14 protein-coding genes are annotated in these 16,486 nt (G+C 64.4%); 6 read left to right on the plus strand and 8 right to left on the minus strand.

Going from position 1 to position 16,486, the window contains the following annotated elements; translation table 11 throughout:
• Positions 1-82 precede the first annotated feature (82 nt).
• Positions 83-2,860, plus strand: coding sequence for a preprotein translocase subunit SecA (secA, locus tag AB4099_RS06315; protein WP_113511094.1), 2,778 nt, complete (start codon positions 83-85; stop codon positions 2,858-2,860).
• An 86-nt stretch (positions 2,861-2,946) separates the two neighbouring features.
• On the opposite strand, the gene AB4099_RS06320 is transcribed toward secA, so the two are convergent.
• The 4 genes from AB4099_RS06320 to AB4099_RS06335 form a co-directional block, all read right to left on the minus strand.
• Entirely contained in the window at positions 2,947-3,870 is a 924-nt protein-coding gene (locus tag AB4099_RS06320; protein ID WP_441477410.1) for a TorF family putative porin, read from the minus strand.
• A gap of 226 nt (positions 3,871-4,096) precedes the next feature.
• Entirely contained in the window at positions 4,097-5,524 is a 1,428-nt protein-coding gene (locus AB4099_RS06325; protein ID WP_441477411.1) for a L,D-transpeptidase family protein, read from the minus strand.
• Between the two features lie 168 nt (positions 5,525-5,692).
• The gene (locus AB4099_RS06330; protein WP_441477412.1) at positions 5,693-6,646 is read right to left on the minus strand and encodes an acetyl-CoA carboxylase carboxyltransferase subunit alpha; all 954 of its coding nucleotides are present in this window, start codon (positions 6,644-6,646) and stop codon (positions 5,693-5,695) included.
• A gap of 98 nt (positions 6,647-6,744) precedes the next feature.
• Positions 6,745-7,512, minus strand: a complete 768-nt coding sequence (locus tag AB4099_RS06335; protein WP_113511008.1) for a class I SAM-dependent methyltransferase — start codon at positions 7,510-7,512, stop codon at positions 6,745-6,747.
• Positions 7,513-7,671: 159 nt separating this feature from the next.
• Here AB4099_RS06335 and gloB point away from each other — a divergent pair, with 159 nt between their 5' ends.
• Genes gloB through AB4099_RS06350 form a run of 3 tightly spaced genes read left to right on the plus strand, consistent with a single transcriptional unit; the run spans position 7,672 to position 9,665 of the window.
• Complete coding sequence (gene gloB / locus AB4099_RS06340) at positions 7,672-8,436, plus strand: hydroxyacylglutathione hydrolase (protein ID WP_113511007.1); 765 nt, start codon at positions 7,672-7,674, stop codon at positions 8,434-8,436.
• A gap of 9 nt (positions 8,437-8,445) precedes the next feature.
• Positions 8,446-8,904 carry a cupin domain-containing protein gene (locus tag AB4099_RS06345; protein WP_441477413.1) on the plus strand — a complete coding sequence of 153 codons (459 nt, stop codon included), beginning with the start codon at positions 8,446-8,448 and terminating at the stop codon, positions 8,902-8,904.
• A complete protein-coding gene (locus tag AB4099_RS06350) occupies positions 8,904-9,665 on the plus strand; it encodes a GNAT family N-acetyltransferase (protein ID WP_441477414.1) in 762 nt (253 codons plus the stop codon). The genes AB4099_RS06345 and AB4099_RS06350 overlap by 1 nt, the downstream gene beginning before the upstream one ends.
• Positions 9,666-9,883: 218 nt before the next feature.
• Here the strand turns inward: AB4099_RS06350 and AB4099_RS06355 are convergent, their stop codons facing one another.
• From AB4099_RS06355 to AB4099_RS06365, 3 genes are all read right to left on the minus strand, one after another.
• Entirely contained in the window at positions 9,884-11,863 is a 1,980-nt protein-coding gene (locus tag AB4099_RS06355; protein WP_113511005.1) for a potassium transporter Kup, read from the minus strand.
• A gap of 106 nt (positions 11,864-11,969) precedes the next feature.
• Positions 11,970-13,244: a flavodoxin-dependent (E)-4-hydroxy-3-methylbut-2-enyl-diphosphate synthase gene (gene ispG / locus AB4099_RS06360; protein ID WP_113511004.1), complete on the minus strand. Its 1,275-nt coding sequence runs from the start codon at positions 13,242-13,244 to the stop codon at positions 11,970-11,972.
• Positions 13,237-13,761: a transcriptional repressor gene (locus tag AB4099_RS06365; RefSeq protein ID WP_069882439.1), complete on the minus strand. Its 525-nt coding sequence runs from the start codon at positions 13,759-13,761 to the stop codon at positions 13,237-13,239. The genes ispG and AB4099_RS06365 overlap by 8 nt, the downstream gene beginning before the upstream one ends.
• Positions 13,762-13,891: 130 nt before the next feature.
• On the opposite strand from AB4099_RS06365, the gene AB4099_RS06370 reads away from it, so the two are divergent.
• Positions 13,892-14,677: a 3-hydroxybutyrate dehydrogenase gene (locus AB4099_RS06370; protein WP_441477415.1), complete on the plus strand. Its 786-nt coding sequence runs from the start codon at positions 13,892-13,894 to the stop codon at positions 14,675-14,677.
• Positions 14,674-15,744: a patatin-like phospholipase family protein gene (locus AB4099_RS06375; RefSeq protein ID WP_441477416.1), complete on the plus strand. Its 1,071-nt coding sequence runs from the start codon at positions 14,674-14,676 to the stop codon at positions 15,742-15,744. The genes AB4099_RS06370 and AB4099_RS06375 overlap by 4 nt, the downstream gene beginning before the upstream one ends.
• 102 nt (positions 15,745-15,846) lie before the next feature.
• Here AB4099_RS06375 and AB4099_RS06380 read toward each other — a convergent pair whose 3' ends face one another.
• Complete coding sequence (locus AB4099_RS06380; protein ID WP_113511092.1) at positions 15,847-16,452, minus strand: class I SAM-dependent methyltransferase; 606 nt, start codon at positions 16,450-16,452, stop codon at positions 15,847-15,849.
• Between the last annotated feature and the right edge of the window lie 34 nt (positions 16,453-16,486).

The following is a 16,486-nucleotide window of genomic DNA, read 5'->3' on the forward strand; positions in this document are numbered from 1 at the left end:
CGAATTGAGATAATCCGGCTTCCGTCGGCGCAGGATGATGACCATGCGCCGCCGCGAGCCAGGCACCGAAAGAAGGCCAGACATGCTTGGCGCGCTCGCAAAGAAACTCTTCGGCTCGTCGAACGACCGGCGCGTCAAGGGCTATGCCCCTCGCGTCGCCGCGATCAATGCGCTCGAAAAGGAAGTCGCCGCCCTCAGCGATGAGGCGCTGCAGGCCCGCACACAGGAGTTCCGCCAGCAATTGGCGAACGGCGCCAAGCTCGACGATCTCCTCGTCCCCGCCTTCGCAACCGTGCGCGAGGCTGCCAAGCGCGTGCTCGGCCAGCGACCTTACGATGTCCAGCTGATCGGTGGTATCGTGCTGCACGAAGGCGCGATCTCGGAAATGAAGACCGGCGAAGGCAAGACGCTGGTCGCGACGCTGCCGACCTATCTCAATGCGCTCGAAGGCAAGGGTGTCCATGTCGTCACGGTCAACGACTACCTCGCCCGCCGCGACGCGGAATGGATGGGCAAGCTCTATAACTTCCTCGGCCTGACCACCGGCATCATCGTCCACGGCATCGACGACGACGAGCGGCAACGCGCCTATGCCAGCGACATCACCTACGGCACCAACAACGAATTCGGCTTCGACTATCTGCGCGACAACATGAAGTACGACGTCGCGCAGATGTCACAGCGCGGCCACCATTTCGCGATCGTCGACGAAGTCGATTCGATCCTGGTCGACGAAGCGCGTACGCCGTTGATCATTTCCGGCCCGCTCGACGACAAGTCCGATCTCTATGTCATGATCGACAAGCTCATCCCCTCGCTGGTCAAGACCGATTTCGAGGTCGATGAGAAGCAGCGCGCCGTCTCACTGACCGAGGCCGGCAACGAGCATATCGAGGAGCTGCTGCGCCAGGCCGACCTGCTCAAGGAAGGCGATCTCTACGACGCTGCCAACGTCACGCTGGTCCACCACGTCAACCAGGCCCTGCGCGCCCACTCGCTGTTCACCCGCGACAAGGACTATATCGTCCGCAACGACGAGGTCGTGATCATCGATGAGTTCACCGGCCGCATGATGCCCGGCCGGCGCTACTCCGAGGGGCTACACCAGGCCCTGGAGGCCAAGGAGCACGTCACCGTCCAGCCCGAGAACGCGACGCTCGCATCGATCACCTTCCAGAATTATTTCCGGCTCTATTCCAAGCTCGCCGGCATGACCGGCACGGCCTCGACCGAGGCCGACGAGTTCTTCCAGATCTACAAGCTGGAAGTGATCGAGATCCCGACCAATGTCCCGGTCGCGCGTCTCGACGAGGACGACGAGGTCTATCGCACCTTCGAGGAAAAGGTCCGCGGCGTTATCCGCGAGATCAAGGCCTCGCAGGACAACGGCCAGCCCATGCTGGTCGGCACGACCTCGATCGAGCGCTCCGAACTGGTCGCCGAAATGCTGAGCAAGGAAGGCTTCAAGCAGATCGACTTCAGCGCGCCCAACGCATTGGAGCCGATTTATGCGGCAGCCCGCCTGGGCAAGCCATCCAAGTATTTCGCCGTGCTGAACGCCCGCTTCCACGAGCAGGAAGCCTATATCGTCGCTCAGGCTGGCGCCCCGGGGGCGATCACCATCGCCACCAACATGGCCGGCCGCGGCACCGACATCCAGCTCGGCGGCAATGCCGAGATGCGGATCCAGCACGATCTGCGCGACATTCCCGAAGGGCCCGAGCGTGACGAGAAGGCCAAGGCGATCCGCGCCGAGGTCGCTGACTTCAAGCAGCGCGTGCTCAAGGCCGGCGGCCTCTATATCGTCGGGACCGAGCGCCATGAGAGCCGGCGCATCGACAACCAGCTCCGCGGCCGTGCCGGCCGCCAGGGCGACCCCGGCCGCTCAAAATTCTTCCTGTCACTGCAGGACGATCTGATGCGCATCTTCGGCTCCGACCGCATGGACGGAATGCTGCAGAAGCTCGGCCTCAAGGAGGACGAGGCCATCGTCCATCCCTGGATCAACAAGGCCGTCGAGAAGGCGCAGGGCAAGGTCGAGGCCCGCAACTTCGACATCCGCAAGAACATCCTGAAATACGACGACGTCATGAACGACCAGCGCAAGGTCGTCTTCGAGCAGCGTCGCGATTTCATGCGCCAGGCGAGCGTGCGTGAGACCATCGACGATATGCGCCACGGCGTCGTCGAGGACGTCGTGACTCGCCGCATCCCCGAAGAGGCCTATGCCGAGCAGTGGGATGCTGCCGGCCTGCGGGAGGATGTCCATAACTTTCTCAATCTCGATTTGCCGATCGAGGACTGGGCCAAGGAGGAAGGCATCGCCGACGCGGAACTCCGCGAACGCATCCGTACCCAGGCCGATCAGGCCTATGCCGAACGTATCGCTCGCAACACCGAAGAGGTCATGACCTATGTCGAGAAGCAGGTGCTGCTGCAGACTCTCGACCATCTCTGGCGCGAGCATCTCGTCACGCTCGACCATCTCCGCCAGGTCGTCGGCTGGCGCGGCTATGCCCAGCGCGACCCGCTGAACGAGTACAAGCAGGAAGCCTTCGAGCTCTTCGACGGGTTGATCGGCCATCTGCGCGAGCAGGTCACCGGCAACCTGATGCGCATCGAGGTGCGCTTCGATCAGCCCGAGGATGGCATCCTGCCCCCCCAGGATACCCTGCCTGCTCCGGCCTTCGGCGATTACGGCGACGGCGGCCTGCAATATGCCGCCATCGAAGAAGGCGATGTCGCGGTAGCCGACCGCGACCCGACCGACCCATCGAGCTGGGGCAAGGTCGGCCGCAACGAACCCTGCCCGTGTGGCTCCGGCAAGAAGTTCAAGCATTGCCACGGGCAGTTCGCCTGACCCCGCCGGCCGCTTCAGGCATCGGAATAGGAAAGAGGGCCGCTCTCCCGAGCGGCCCTCTTCGTTTGTCGAGCAGGAGCGCAGTGTCACTTCGGCGCGAAGATCCCGACGCTGCTCGCAGTGATATCGAAGGAGAGCGTCCCCACCACGGTCGGGTTGCACCAGTTTGAGCTGTAGCCGCCTCCCGCGTTGCCGCGGGTGATCCCACGCGGATCGGACGTCAGCAGGAAGCAGTTGGCTTTGGACAGGTTGGTGTCGTGATAGCGCAGATCGGCGGTCAGGTTCTTGTAGGTGTAGGACAGGCCGGCATTCCAGTAATTGTAGTCGGGCAGCCGGATCGGCGTCGGGAACGCGATGTTGGTGCTGGTGGTGCCGAGCCAGTAGCGGCCGAACTCGCCAGAGACCGAGAGACCTTCGAGGAAAGGCAGATTGTACTTGGCTGTCAGCGAAGCGTAGGTGCCTGTTGCGCCCGTGCCGAGCCAGTCCCAGGCATAGAAGACATTGGCGCCGAGCGTGGCCTTGTCCTCCCAGTTATAGGAAACCTTGCCAGCGAGTTCAGTGAAGTCGGTATTGCGCGGCGTCCAGATCACACCGAGCCCGTCGATGAAGCGCTTCTCATTCGGATAGTAATATTGGATCACGCCCAGGTCGAAGGTGACCGGGCCGAATTTCGGACGGATACCGCCATAGAAGTCGATCTCGGCCGGCGGGCTGGTCGCGAGATCGACATTGGCACCGAAGACGCCGAGATAGAACAGGTTGTCATAGAACTGCAGCTCCACCGAGCCTTGAGCGCCGGGCTTGCGGTCCGTCTGCGAGATGCCGCGGAAAACGTAGTCGGTCACGCCCTTGATGCTGACCGCAGCATCGATCCAGGTGATGCTCGGCGGGACCGGCGCCGGCGGCGGACCCTTCTTGCTTGGCAGGTCGGATGCCTGGGCCGCACCAGCAAACATGGCGAGCGACAGCGCCGCGCCAGTCGCCGGAAGACGTATCAGATCGAGAACCATCAGTCGCTCCGTCAAAGGACAGAAACCGCGCGCGAATTGCCGCGTTTCTGCCCCAATCAGGCCGATGGAACCGGATTTTCAGCAAGACGAGCTTTTTGGCATCCTGCATAAGAAAATCGCAGACGCCGCCTGCTGGGCAGCATCTGCGCTGTGAAAATGAGCTTCTGCGAGGAAGCCAGGATCTGGTGATATTTTTGCCACGCCGAACACGCGTGGCAAAGGGGACTCAGCGGGTCGCGGACTGACTGGAATAGGCCGCGTTTGACTGGTCGAGCTGCGTCGTGCGCAGCGTGTCTGCGCGACGCGGCGGCAGCGGCGTGCGCATGTTGGTCGGCTTTGCCGGGACCACGGAAGCGACCGGCGCAGCCACTGGCGCTTCCACGGGCTGGGCTGAGCCACCGATCAAGGGCACGAAGCTCAGCGCACGCTGATAGAAGGGCCGATTGTCAGCGACAGCGCTCGCGGCGGGAGCGGCCGGCACCGCGCTGGCGACGACGGGCGCCTGCTGGGCGGCACCCGGCAGGACCTTGGCCATCTGAGTCGTGGCAGAGACAGCGGCCGGCGCAGCGGCGGGCTTGGCTGCCACCGCGGGAGCAGCAACCGGCGTCGCCACTTCGGCCGGCGCGGAGGCAACTGCCGCAAGGACGGCCTCATTATCGGCCGAAACCGCACGCACGGTCGCCTTGGTCCGTCCCTTGTCGTCCAGCACGACGACGCGCGGGCCAATCGTCAGCGCGTCGGGGCGGCTGATGCCGACATCGCGTGAAGCCCAGGACGCCGACCTGTTCAGCGAATCGGAACCACCCGCGACGAGCGTCTGCTTGAAGGAGCTGTGCTGGTCGCCGTCATCATAGATCAGCTTCACCGCCGGCGTGCCCTTGGCCACCAGCGCCGCAACCTGGACTTCGTCCTGCTGGCGCTTCTGCGCCACGGCCTCGCCGAGATTGCCGCCGTTGAAGACGTAGCGGCCGCCGCTGACACCGACGCTCGGCTCATCCTTGGCGACGTCGAAATAGTCCGAGCCTTCCTTCAGATTCTTCCAGAAGGCGATATTGGGGTCGAGCCGGTGCTTGGCGAGATTTTCCGGCGTCATCCGGAAGGGGAAAGCCTGCATCTGCACGGCCTTCTGGCCGGCGCCCTGTGCCTCGCGCACCAGCGCATAGATCTCGCCGATTTGATCGTCGGTCATCGAATAGCAGCCGGCCGAGGAGCAGGCGCCATGGACCATCAAATGCGCGCCCGTGCGCCCGTGCGACCGGTCATAGGCATTGGGGTAGCCCATGTTGAACGAGACATAATAGGACGAATTCGGGTTCATCTGCCCCGGGGAAATGGCATAGAAGCCCTCCGGCGCCATGCGATCGCCCTCGCGGACCTTCGGACCGAGCTGGCCGGACCAGCGGCACATCGGGAAGGTCTTCAGCAACGCGTAGCGGCCATCGCCCTTACGCTTCCAGACCTCGAGCTCCGACTCCTTCTTATAGGAGCGGATCAGGATCGGCTGATCCTTGCTCATGCCCTTCTCGGACATCAGCGCATAGGTCGCCGATGGGATCGGAATGTTATGGCGCGCAGAGCCGCGATACCGCTCCTCTTCGCAGGCGCCCAAGGTCAAAGCAACGAGCGCCACGAGGGCGAAGTGTCTTGCTGCCACGTCGTCGATCCCATTGATCAAGCGGTCGTCGCCGACCTTGTATGCTCAAGACGGCAAAATCGTGCCGCTCATCATGGTTGTGAAGCGTTAGGCTTGACCGTTCCTTACCACAAGGGGGTCACATCTGGCCATACGGTAAAGGAAGCGTAAACAGCGGGATAGCGAAGCTCAAAGGCTGCGGCCGATCGCGAGGAATTTCTCCTCGCGCTGCGTGACGATCTGCTCGGCCGTGAGTCCCGCGAGATCGGACAGAGCGGCTGCGATCGCATCGCCAGCGCGCGAAATCGCCATCTCGGGATCGCGATGCGCCCCTCCGGTCGGCTCGCTGACGATCCGGTCGATGATGCCGAACCTCAGCAGATCCTGCGCCGTGATCTTCATGCCGGTCGCTGCATCCTGGGCGCGAGCCGTATCGCGCCAGAGAATCGAGGCCGCTCCCTCCGGCGAGATCACCGAATAGATCGCATGTTCCATCATCATCACGCGGCTTGCGGCCGCGATCGCGATGGCGCCGCCTGATCCACCCTCGCCGATCACCAGCGCGACGCTCGGGCTGCGCAGACCGAGCCAGGCTTCAGTCGAGCGCGCAATCGCTTCCGCCTGCCCCCGCTCCTCGGCCTCGATCCCCGGATAGGCACCGGCGGTGTCGACGAAGCTCAGAACCGGCAGGCCGAAACGGTCGGCAAGTTCGGCCAGGCGGACGGCCTTGCGATAGCCTTCAGGCTTCGGCATGCCGAAATTGTGCCGGATGCGGGTCTCGGTGCTGTTGCCCTTCTCCTGCCCCATTACGCAGACCGGCTGGCCGCGGAAGCGCCCGAAACCGCCGACGATCGCCTCGTCCTCACCGAAGGCGCGGTCGCCCGCGAGCGGCGTGAATTCGGTGATCAGCGCCGCGCAGTAATCGATGAAGTGCGGTCGCTGCGGATGCCGGGCGACCAATGTCTTCTGCCAGGGCGTCAGGGCGCCATAGAGCTCCTTGAGCGCCTGGCTCGCCTTGGCATCGAGCTTCCCGATCTCCTCGGACAGAGAATAACCGTCCCCCTTTGCATCCAGGGCACGCAACTCATCCGCCTTCGCCTCAAGCTCGGCGACCGGTTTCTCGAAATCAAGATAGCTACGCATTGTGATCCAGTTCTGGGGCGGGGCCGTCGATCCGCAGGGGGAGACGGAAGACCGGGGCCCGAAAAGCGGCGGACCTTGGCCGTGCCACGCTGCGATTGTCAACCCGCCGGGCGCTTGTCCGGCGCTTCGCCCAATCGCGGCGTGGGGGTGGGCTGAGGCAGCAGGACAGGACGAAAGGCAAAACTACGCCGCGTCGCACGCAGCGGCGCCCGGCGATAGAACTGCTTGGTCGCATCGATGACATGGACGCCGGCGAAGGGCAGCGACAGCCCCGAGCCAACCCGCTCCCAGGCCGGGGCAGAGCGCATGAACAACTTGCGTTTGAGCGGAGGCACATAGAGCGCCTCGGCCCAGTTCTCAGGAGCGAAGGTCGCGCCGCGCATCAGCGATTCGAGCTGCGAACGGCTGAACGGGCGGCCGTGACCGAAGGGGGTCCCGTCCATCCGGGCCCAAAGACCACGACGATTGGGCGCGACGACGAGCATGCGGCCACCGGGGCTGAGCACGCGCGCCACCTCATCGAGCAGGTCATCGGGGCTCTCGGTCTCCTCAAGAGCATGAACCAGCACGACCCTGTCGACCGAGGCTGTCGGCAAGGGCAGCAGAGTCGGCTCGACCAGTGCCGAGGCAGAGAGACCTTCCGATGGCCAGTTCACCACGCCTTGTGCCGCCGGCATGAAGGCGAGCACGCGCTCGGCATTGGCGCCAAGCACCGTCAGGTAGGGCGTGCAGAAACCCAGGCCGAGCAGGCGCTGGCGCCCGCAATCCGGCCAGAAACGCAGCATCGCCCGGCCGATGAAGCGCCGGGCGACATGTCCGAGGGGACTGGCATAGAATGCGCGAAGGTCGACGACGTCGAGAGCCATGAGCATGAGATGGACCGGCGGTGACGCCGACGCAAGGGCACAGGGTTCTGCTTGAGCAGCACGCGGCCATGCTTGATCGCGAGCCGGTCATGCCCCAATTCATGATGCGCTGATCGCCTCCCGGCGGTTATCCTTCGCTTCCCGCGCCAGGAGCCTTCCATGTCCCTCGACATCCATGTCTTCCGCACGCTGAGCGACAATGCCGGCGCCTTGATTCGCGATCCTGCGACCCATGCCTGCGCAGCGGTCGACGTCCCCGACGCAAAGGAGGTGCTGGCCGCAGCCGAGGAGAAGGGCTGGGTCATCTCCGACATCTTCATCACCCATTCCCATTTCGACCATGTCCAGGGCGTCGCCGAACTCAAGCAAGCGACGGGCGCGACAGTCTACGGCCCTGCGGACGCCCGGGATGCGGCCCCCGTCGACACCGTCGTCGGCGAAGGCGACCGCGTTCCGCTCGGAGGCTTCGTCTTCGACGTCTGGCACACACCGGGCCACGCCGATGGGCATCTGACCTTTGTCGGCGAACAGACCCGGCTCGCACTCGTCGGCGATGTCGTCTTCGTCATGGGCTGCGGACGCGTTCAGCCGGGGCAACTGCCCGCCATGTGGACGTCGCTGTCGCGGATCATGACCCTGCCCGACGACACCCAGCTGATCACGGGGCACGACTATACCCTCGCCAATGCCCGTTTTGCGATGTCGGTGGATCCCGCCAATGCCGTGCTGAAAACCAGATTCGCCGAGGCCGAGACCGCCAAGGCGGCTGGGCGGTTCTGGGCACTGACCACGATCGGCGAGGAGAAGGCTACCAATCCGTTCTTCCGCGCTGGGCAAGCCGCGCTTGCAACCTCTGCCGGCCTTGCCGGGGGTGAGCCCGGCACGGTCTTCGCGGCACTTCGTGAAGCCAAGAACAGGTTCTGAGTGATGTCGATGAACCGGCTCGACGGATTGAGCGCGGCAGAAATCATTCGCCTGCTCGAGCTCAAGCCGCATCCGGAAGGCGGCCATTATCGCGAGACCTTTCGCGACGAGGTCGGGCCGGAGGGGCGCGGCTTTTCGACGGCGATCTATTATCTGCTCGACACCGGCGAGACGTCGGAATGGCACCGCGTCGATGCCGCCGAGATCTGGCACCATTATGCCGGTGCACCGCTGGTGATCAGCGTGTCGCCAAACGGCCATGACGCCTCGGCGCATCATCTCGGCCGCGACCTCGTCGCCGGACAGCGCCCGCAATTCGTGGTGCCGACCGGCTGGTGGCAAAGCGCGACCTCGCTCGGCGCCTGGACGCTGGTTGGCTGCACGGTCGCGCCCGGTTTCGACTTCTCCGGCTTCGAGATGGCGCCACCAGGCTGGCGGCCCCAACCCCGCGCGGCACGAGGCGCCTGATGATCGATGATGTTCCGCACGACCCGGCAAGCATCGTCGAATGCGAAAGGCGCATCGTCAACGCCTGGCCGGCTCCCTCGACCCTGCTGATCGGCGACTGGGTGGTGCGCTTCGCCAACGGCTATTCCGGCCGGGCGAATTCGGCCTCGCCCTTGAAGCTGGAGGCCGAGCTCGATGATGCCACCCTCGAACTGATCGAGGATTTCTACAGGGCGGACGGTCTCCCGCCCTGTGTCAGGCTGACCCCGCTGATCTCCGCAGCGACGCGCGCGCGCATCCTCGCCCGCGGCTACCGGCTGAAGGATGCATCCTTTGGGCTGATCGCCGATCTCGACGGCAAGCCGCTGGAGGTCGAGCCCGCGCTTCAGATCGAGGCGCGCCCGAGCCGAGACTGGATCGCGGGCGTGACGTCGCATCAGACCGGATCGAGACGCAGCGAAACCAAGCTGGCGGCGATCGTCGAGAAGGTGCGCCTGCCAGCGGCTTTCGCCACGCTGGTCCATGGCGGCGAGCCGGTGGCCTACGGCATGGCCGTCGCCGAGCGCGGCATGGCCGAGATCGGCTCGATCGTCGTCGATGCCGGTCATCGCGGACAGGGCCTCGGTCGGCGCATGGTCTCCGGCCTGATGAGCTGGTCGCGACGGCTTGATTGCGATCGCGCCTATCTCCAGGTCGACCAGACGAATGCGGTCGCGATCGGCCTTTATGCCAGCCTCGGCTTTCGCCGGCTCTACGCCTACGAGACGCGCATCCGGGAATGATGCCGTGCCTTGGCCGCCTTCACCGGCGACCGAAGAGTGGCCCCTGATCCAGGCCTGGATATCGACAGTCTAAAGCATCGGCCCGAAAAGTGGATTGCGGTTTTCGGAAAAGCAGATGCACACACATAAGCCTAGATCGTCGGACCGGATACGATATCCGGTCCGACGATCCAGTATCCAAGGGCGACGCAGTCTCGGCGCGTCCCTGTTATGCCGCGTTACACCGTCACTTGTGTCCCGACCTCGACCACGCGACCAGTCGGGATCTGGAAGAAGCTGGTCGCGTCCGTCGCGCTCTTGGTCAGGGTGATATAGAGCTTGTCCTGCCAGATCGGCATGCCCGATTGCGGCGAGGCCTTGATCGAACGCCGCGACAGGAAGAATGAGGTCGACATGATGTCGAACTTGAAGCCCTGCTTGCGCAGCATGGCCAGCCCCTTTGGCACGTTCGGGCTCTCCATGTAGCCATAGACCAGTTCGACGCGCCAGAAATCGTCGGTGATGCGCGAGAGGCGAACGCGCTCTTCGTCGGCGACGCGTGGCGTATCGGCCGATCGCACGGTCAGGATGACGTTGCGATCATGCAACACCTTGTTGTGCTTCAGGTTGTGCAGCAGCGACGCCGGCGCGGTCTGCGGGTCGCTGGTCAGGAACACCGCCATGCCCTTGACCCGGACGGGCGGGCTCTTGGAGAGCATCGCGACCAACTCGAGCAGCGGGACATCGGTCTTGCGGGTCTTGTCGAACAGGATCCGGGTGCCCCGCACCCAGGTCGCCATCAGGACAACCAGCGCGATGGCCAGCAGCACCGGCATGTAGCCGCCACTGAAGAGCTTCAGCAGGTTCGCGGTAAAGAACGCGACGTCGATCACCAGAAACGGCAGGATCAAGGCGGCTGCAGCCGGGCGGCTCCAGCCCCAGCTTTTCTCGATGACGATGAAGGCGAGCAGCGAGCTGACGACCATCGTGCCGAAAACCGCGATGCCGTAGGCATGCGATAGGCTCGACGACGTCTTGAAGCTCCAGACCAGCAGCAGCACCACGAGCAGCAGCAGCATGTTAATGCGCGGAATATAGATCTGTCCGGAAGTGTGCTCGGAAGTATGACGGATTTCCAGGCGCGGCATCAGGCCGAGCTGGATCGCCTGACGTGTCAGCGAGAACGCCCCGGTGATCACGGCCTGGCTGGCAATGATCGTCGCAACCGTCGCCATGATCACGAGCGGCAGGATGAAGCCGTCCGGCGCCAGCTTGTAGAACGGGTTGTCGATCGCGGTTGGGTCGGACAGGATCAACGCGCCCTGGCCGAGATAGTTCAGCACCAGAGCGGGGAAGACGAGGTAGATCCAGGCGCTGCGGATCGGTCCTCGGCCGAAATGGCCCATATCGGCATAGAGGGCTTCGGCGCCGGTCACCGCCAGGCAGACCGAACCGAGCACGGCCAGCGACACGTTCGGATGGTCGACGAAGAAGCGCAGGCCATAATAGGGATTGATCGCTGCGAGCACACCGACATCGTCCGCGATGTGGAGGATGCCGAGCCCAGCCAGCGTCGCGAACCAGAGCAGCATGATCGGCCCGAAGAAGGTCGCCACCTTGGCGGTGCCGTGGCTTTGCACCATGAACAGGCCGACGAGGATCACGGACGCGATTGTGACGACGTAGTCGTCGAGCGCCGGCGTCACCAGCTTGATGCCCTCCACCGCCGAGAGCACGGAGATCGCAGGCGTGATCACCGCATCGCCATAGAACAGCGCAGCGCCTGCCATGCCGAGGAAGAGCACCACGCCTCCCCGCATGCGCCCAAGCGCACGCTGCGCCAGCGCCACCAATGTCAGGATGCCGCCCTCGCCATTATTGTCCGCCCTCATCAGCAGCACGACATATTTCAGCGTGACGACAATGACGAGAGACCACAGAATTAGCGAAAGCACGCCAATGACGATGTCACGTGGCACGGCCACGACTTCAGTTCCGCCACCGCCATGCACGGCCGCCGCCGTAACGATGGTCTCGCGCAACGCGTAGAGCGGACTGGTCCCGATATCGCCATAGACGACGCCAAGCGCCCCGAGTGCCAGAGCCGTATAGCTTGCCGTCGAATGCCCGCTGCTCGCAGAAGAGCCGTGCCCGTCTTCAAGGCCGAAACGTGTCTCGCCAACCTGTCCGGTCGGCGGAGTCGGCTGCTCATGCCCCATCAGGGTTCTCCGCGGGTGCTGCAATGCAGCGAAAGGCCGGGGCCTCTAACATAACGCCGCCACCACGCAAAGGCGCGCGGCCGAACCGCGCACAAGGAGAGCCGGCTCACTCCGCCGCATCGGCGCGCATTCCATAGCGGCGCTCGATATAGGCGTTGACCATGTCCTTGAATTCGGTGGCGATTCCGGCGCCACGCAATGTCGCGACCTTCTTGCCGTCGACGAAGACCGGAGCGGTCGGCACCTCGCCCGTTCCCGGCAGGGAGATGCCGATATCAGCATGTTTGGATTCGCCCGGGCCGTTCACGATGCAGCCCATCACAGCGACGTTCAGCATCTCGACGCCGGGATAGCGCGTCTTCCAGTCCGGCATCGAGGAGGAAATCCAGTTCTGGATATCCCGCGCCAGTTCCTGGAATACCGTCGATGTCGTGCGGCCGCAGCCGGGGCAGGCCGCGACCAGCGGCACGAAGGCGCGGAACCCCATGGTCTGCAGCAATTCCTGCGACGCCTTGACCTCGAGCGTCCGATCGCCGCCGGGCTCCGGGGTCAGCGAGAAGCGGATCGTGTCGCCGATGCCTTCCTGCAGAAGGATACCCAGCGCAGCCGAGGACGCGACCAGGCCCTTTGAGCCCATGCCCGCTTCGGTCAGGCCAAGATGGATGGCATAGTCGCCGCGCTCCGCAAGCGTCCGGTAGACCGCGATCAGATCCTGCACGCCCGAGACCTTGGCCGAAAGGATGATGCGGTCCTTGGCCAGACCGATCTCTTCGGCCCGTTGGGCCGAGAGCAGGGCCGACTGCACCATGGCCTCGCGCATCACTGCCCGCGCATCGAGCGGCTGCGGAGAGGAGGCATTCTCGTCCATCAGCGCGGTCAGCAACTCCTGATCCAACGAGCCCCAGTTGGCGCCGATGCGGACTGCCTTGCCATGCTTGATCGCAAGCTCGACGATCTGGCCGAACTGCCGGTCCTTCTTGTCCTTGAAGCCGACATTGCCGGGATTGATCCGGTATTTTGCCAGCGCCTCCGCGCAGGCCGGGTGATCCGTCAGGAGCTTGTGGCCGATATAGTGGAAATCGCCGACCAGCGGCACGTCGATGCCGAGGATATCGAGGCGCTCGCGGATATGCGGCACGGCGGCCGCTGCCTCGTCACGATCGACGGTGATGCGAACGAGCTCGGACCCCGCACGCGCCAGCGCGGCGACTTGCCCGACCGTCGCCGCGATATCGGCGGTGTCGGTATTCGTCATCGACTGCACGACGATCGGCGCGCCGCCACCAACTTCGACGGTTCCGACCTTCACCGGAACGGTGTAGCGGCGCGGCCGCGGCCCGGCGACATCGGCAAGCGCAGCCGTAAGAACCGTTTCATTCATGGGGATGTGCGCTCCGGCAATGGTCGCAGCGACCGACGATCTCGACGACCTGATGCGAGGGCACGAATTGCCGCCCTTGTACGATCGCTGCCACCGCCTGACGCATGGCCGGCGAGGAATCCTCGTCGACTCCGCCACAGGTCTCACAGATCAGGAAGGCGACAACGTCACTGGCGCCGTGACCGTGCAGGCAGGCGACATAGGCATTGCGTGAACTCAGGCGGTGCACGAACCCCTGCTCGACCAGGAAATCCAGGGCGCGATAGACCGAGATCGGCGCGAGACGCCGGCCACCGGGCGGCGAGATGCGATCGGCCAGATCATAGGCGCCGACCGGGCGGTGGTCGGCATGCAGGGCCTCGAGGGCCTTGCGGCGGATCGGCGTCAATCTCAGGCCGCGCTCGCGGCAAAGCTTCTCGGCTCGCGCCAGCGCTTCCGCGGCATGACGCTGGTGATCCTGGGCATGGCGACAGGCCGCATGGTCATGGCCGTCATGCGCGTGGGCGTGTGGCTGCATTTTCATCATGTTGCGTTGCAATACTACATCGGGCAACGTGCCGCGACCGCCTTTGCGGGGACGGAAAGACTGCCCGTTCAAATATGCAACGTAAGCATTTTCTCAGCCCGTGTCAGGAGCCTAGACGCTCATGTTCCTCAAAGATCGCACCGCCCTCGTCACCGGATCGACCTCCGGCATCGGCCTCGCCTATGCGCGCGCACTCGCAAGGGAAGGCGCCCATCTCGTCATCAACGGCATTATGCCCGCAGCCGATGCGGAGGCCCTGCGCAGCGGACTCGAGAAGGAGTTCGGCATCAAGGCTCAGTTCTCGCCGGCCGACATGACCAAGCCGGCCGAGATCGCCGCCATGGTTGCAGACGCGGAGAAGGCATTCAGCGCCATCGACATCCTGGTGAACAATGCAGGGATCCAGCATGTCGCGCCGGTCGACGAGTTCCCGATCGAGAAATGGGACCAGATCATCGCGATCAACCTGTCCTCGGCCTTCCACACCACCCGCGCCGCCTTGCCCAAGATGAAGGGCAAGGGCTGGGGCCGCATCATCAACACGGCGTCGGCCCATGCCTTTGTCGCCTCGCCATTCAAATCGGCCTATGTCTCGGCCAAGCATGGCATTGCCGGCTTCACCAAGACGGTCGCGCTTGAAGTCGCGACCAAGGGCATCACCGTCAACGCCATTGCTCCCGGCTACGTCTGGACGCCGCTGGTCGAGAAGCAGATCCCCGACACGATGAAGGCGCGCGGGCTGACCAAGGAGCAGGTCATCAATGACGTGCTGCTCGAGGCCCAGCCCACCAAGGAATTCGTGACGGTCGAGCAGGTCGCAGCGCTTGCGGTCTTCCTTTGCACCGATGCGGCGAAATCCATCACCGGTGCCACCTTGCCGATGGATGGCGGCTGGACCGCAGCGTGACCGGCCGGCGCAGGACCGGCGCGCGCCAGGTCGAGGGCCTCGCCGGCCCCAAGGCCGAGAAGAGCGTTTCGCTCGCTCTCCAGGGTGGTGGCGCCCATGGCGCCTTCACCTGGGGCGTGCTCGATGCGATCCTCGAGGACGGACGCCTCGCCATCGAAGCGCTGTCGGGCACCAGCGCTGGTGCAATGAACGCCGTCGTGCTCAGCGAGGGCTGGATCGACGGCGGCATCGATGGCGCCCGCACACAGCTCGAGAATTTCTGGCGGCGCATCAGCGTCGACGGCAAATATGGCGGCTCCGAGCGTTCGCTGATCGACACCATGCTCGGCGCCTGGGGCAAGAACGGCGCCCAGCCTAGCCTGCTCTGGTTCGAGCTCTTTTCCAAGGTCGCGAGCCCCTATGACGTCAACCCGCTGAACATCAACCCGCTGCGCGGCGTGATCGCCGACCTGATCGACTTCGACAAGGTTCAGGCATGCCGGGCGGTCAAGCTTTTCATTGCCGCAACCAATGTCCGCACCGGCAAGATCAAGGTCTTCAATGGCGACGAACTGACGGCCGACCACCTGATGGCCTCGGCCTGTCTGCCGATGCTGTTCCAGGCGGTCGAGATCAAGGGCGAGGCCTATTGGGACGGCGGCTATATGGGTAACCCGGCCCTGTTTCCGCTGTTCTATGAGGCGGCCGGCGACGACATCCTGCTGGTGCAGATCAACCCGCTGCAGCGCAAGGAACTGCCGACCAATGCCCGCGCCATCCAGGACCGGCTGAACGAGATCACCTTCAACGCCTCGCTGCTGCGCGAGCTGCGCGCTATCGATTTCGTCAATCGCCTGGTCGATGCCGGCAAGCTGCCCAAGGACGAGTACAAGCGCGTACTGATGCACCGCATCGATGGCGGGCCGCCTCTGGCCGAGCTGACCAGTTCCACGCGCATGAACGCGGAATGGGATTTTCTGCTGCGCCTGCGCGACATGGGCCGGACCGCCGCGAAGCGCTGGCTGAAACGCAATTACGACGCCATCGGCGTCCAGGGCACGCTCGACCTCAAGGAGGCGATCTCCTAGGCATCGGCCCGAAAGGGGACTTGTGACTTTCGAGAAAGCCGAGGCAACAGCAGAAGTCGATCATGGGGCCGGATATCCCGCCCCATGATCGAGGCCATCGGGTCAGGCGATCCGCAGCCGCCAGACCGTGCTCTTCTTGATCTCGGCATCTTCCAGCGAGCGCGTCACGGGGACTTCATAGGTTGCCAGTGCCTGCAGGCGCTGCCTCGGCAGATAGCTGCGGCCGGGATCGCCGATCAGCACCTCGGCGCCGCGGGCAACCAGCCCGGAGAGCCAGCCGACCACGCTCTCGGCCATCGCCCGCTCGTAGCAGACATCGCCGGCGCAGATCAGCTCCCAGCCGTCGTCGCGCCCGATCAAGTCTTCAAGCGTCGCAGAAACCGAAACGCCGTTCGCTTCCGCGTTCAGTACGATCGCCTCGGCAGCGAACGCATCGATGTCGCAAGCCTGAACCTGTGCCGCCCCTGCCCTTGCCGCCGCGATCGCGACGAGACCCGAGCCGCTGGCAAAATCGAGTACGCGCTTGCCTCGCACCATCTCGGGATGATCGAGCAAATGCCGCGCCAGCGCCTGTCCTCCAGCCCAGGCGAAGGCCCAGAACGGCGGCGGCAGCCCGATGATCGCAAGCTCGTCCTCGGTCTTCTGCCAGAGTTCGGTCGCCTCTTCCGCGACATGGAGGCTGATCTCGGACGCATGGGGCACCGGCATCAGCCGCGTATGCGCGAGGATGAAACCGCGCCGG

The sequence above is a fragment of the Allobosea sp. 2KB_26 genome (genome assembly GCF_052115715.1).
Taxonomy (GTDB): Bacteria; Pseudomonadota; Alphaproteobacteria; order Rhizobiales; family Beijerinckiaceae; genus Allobosea.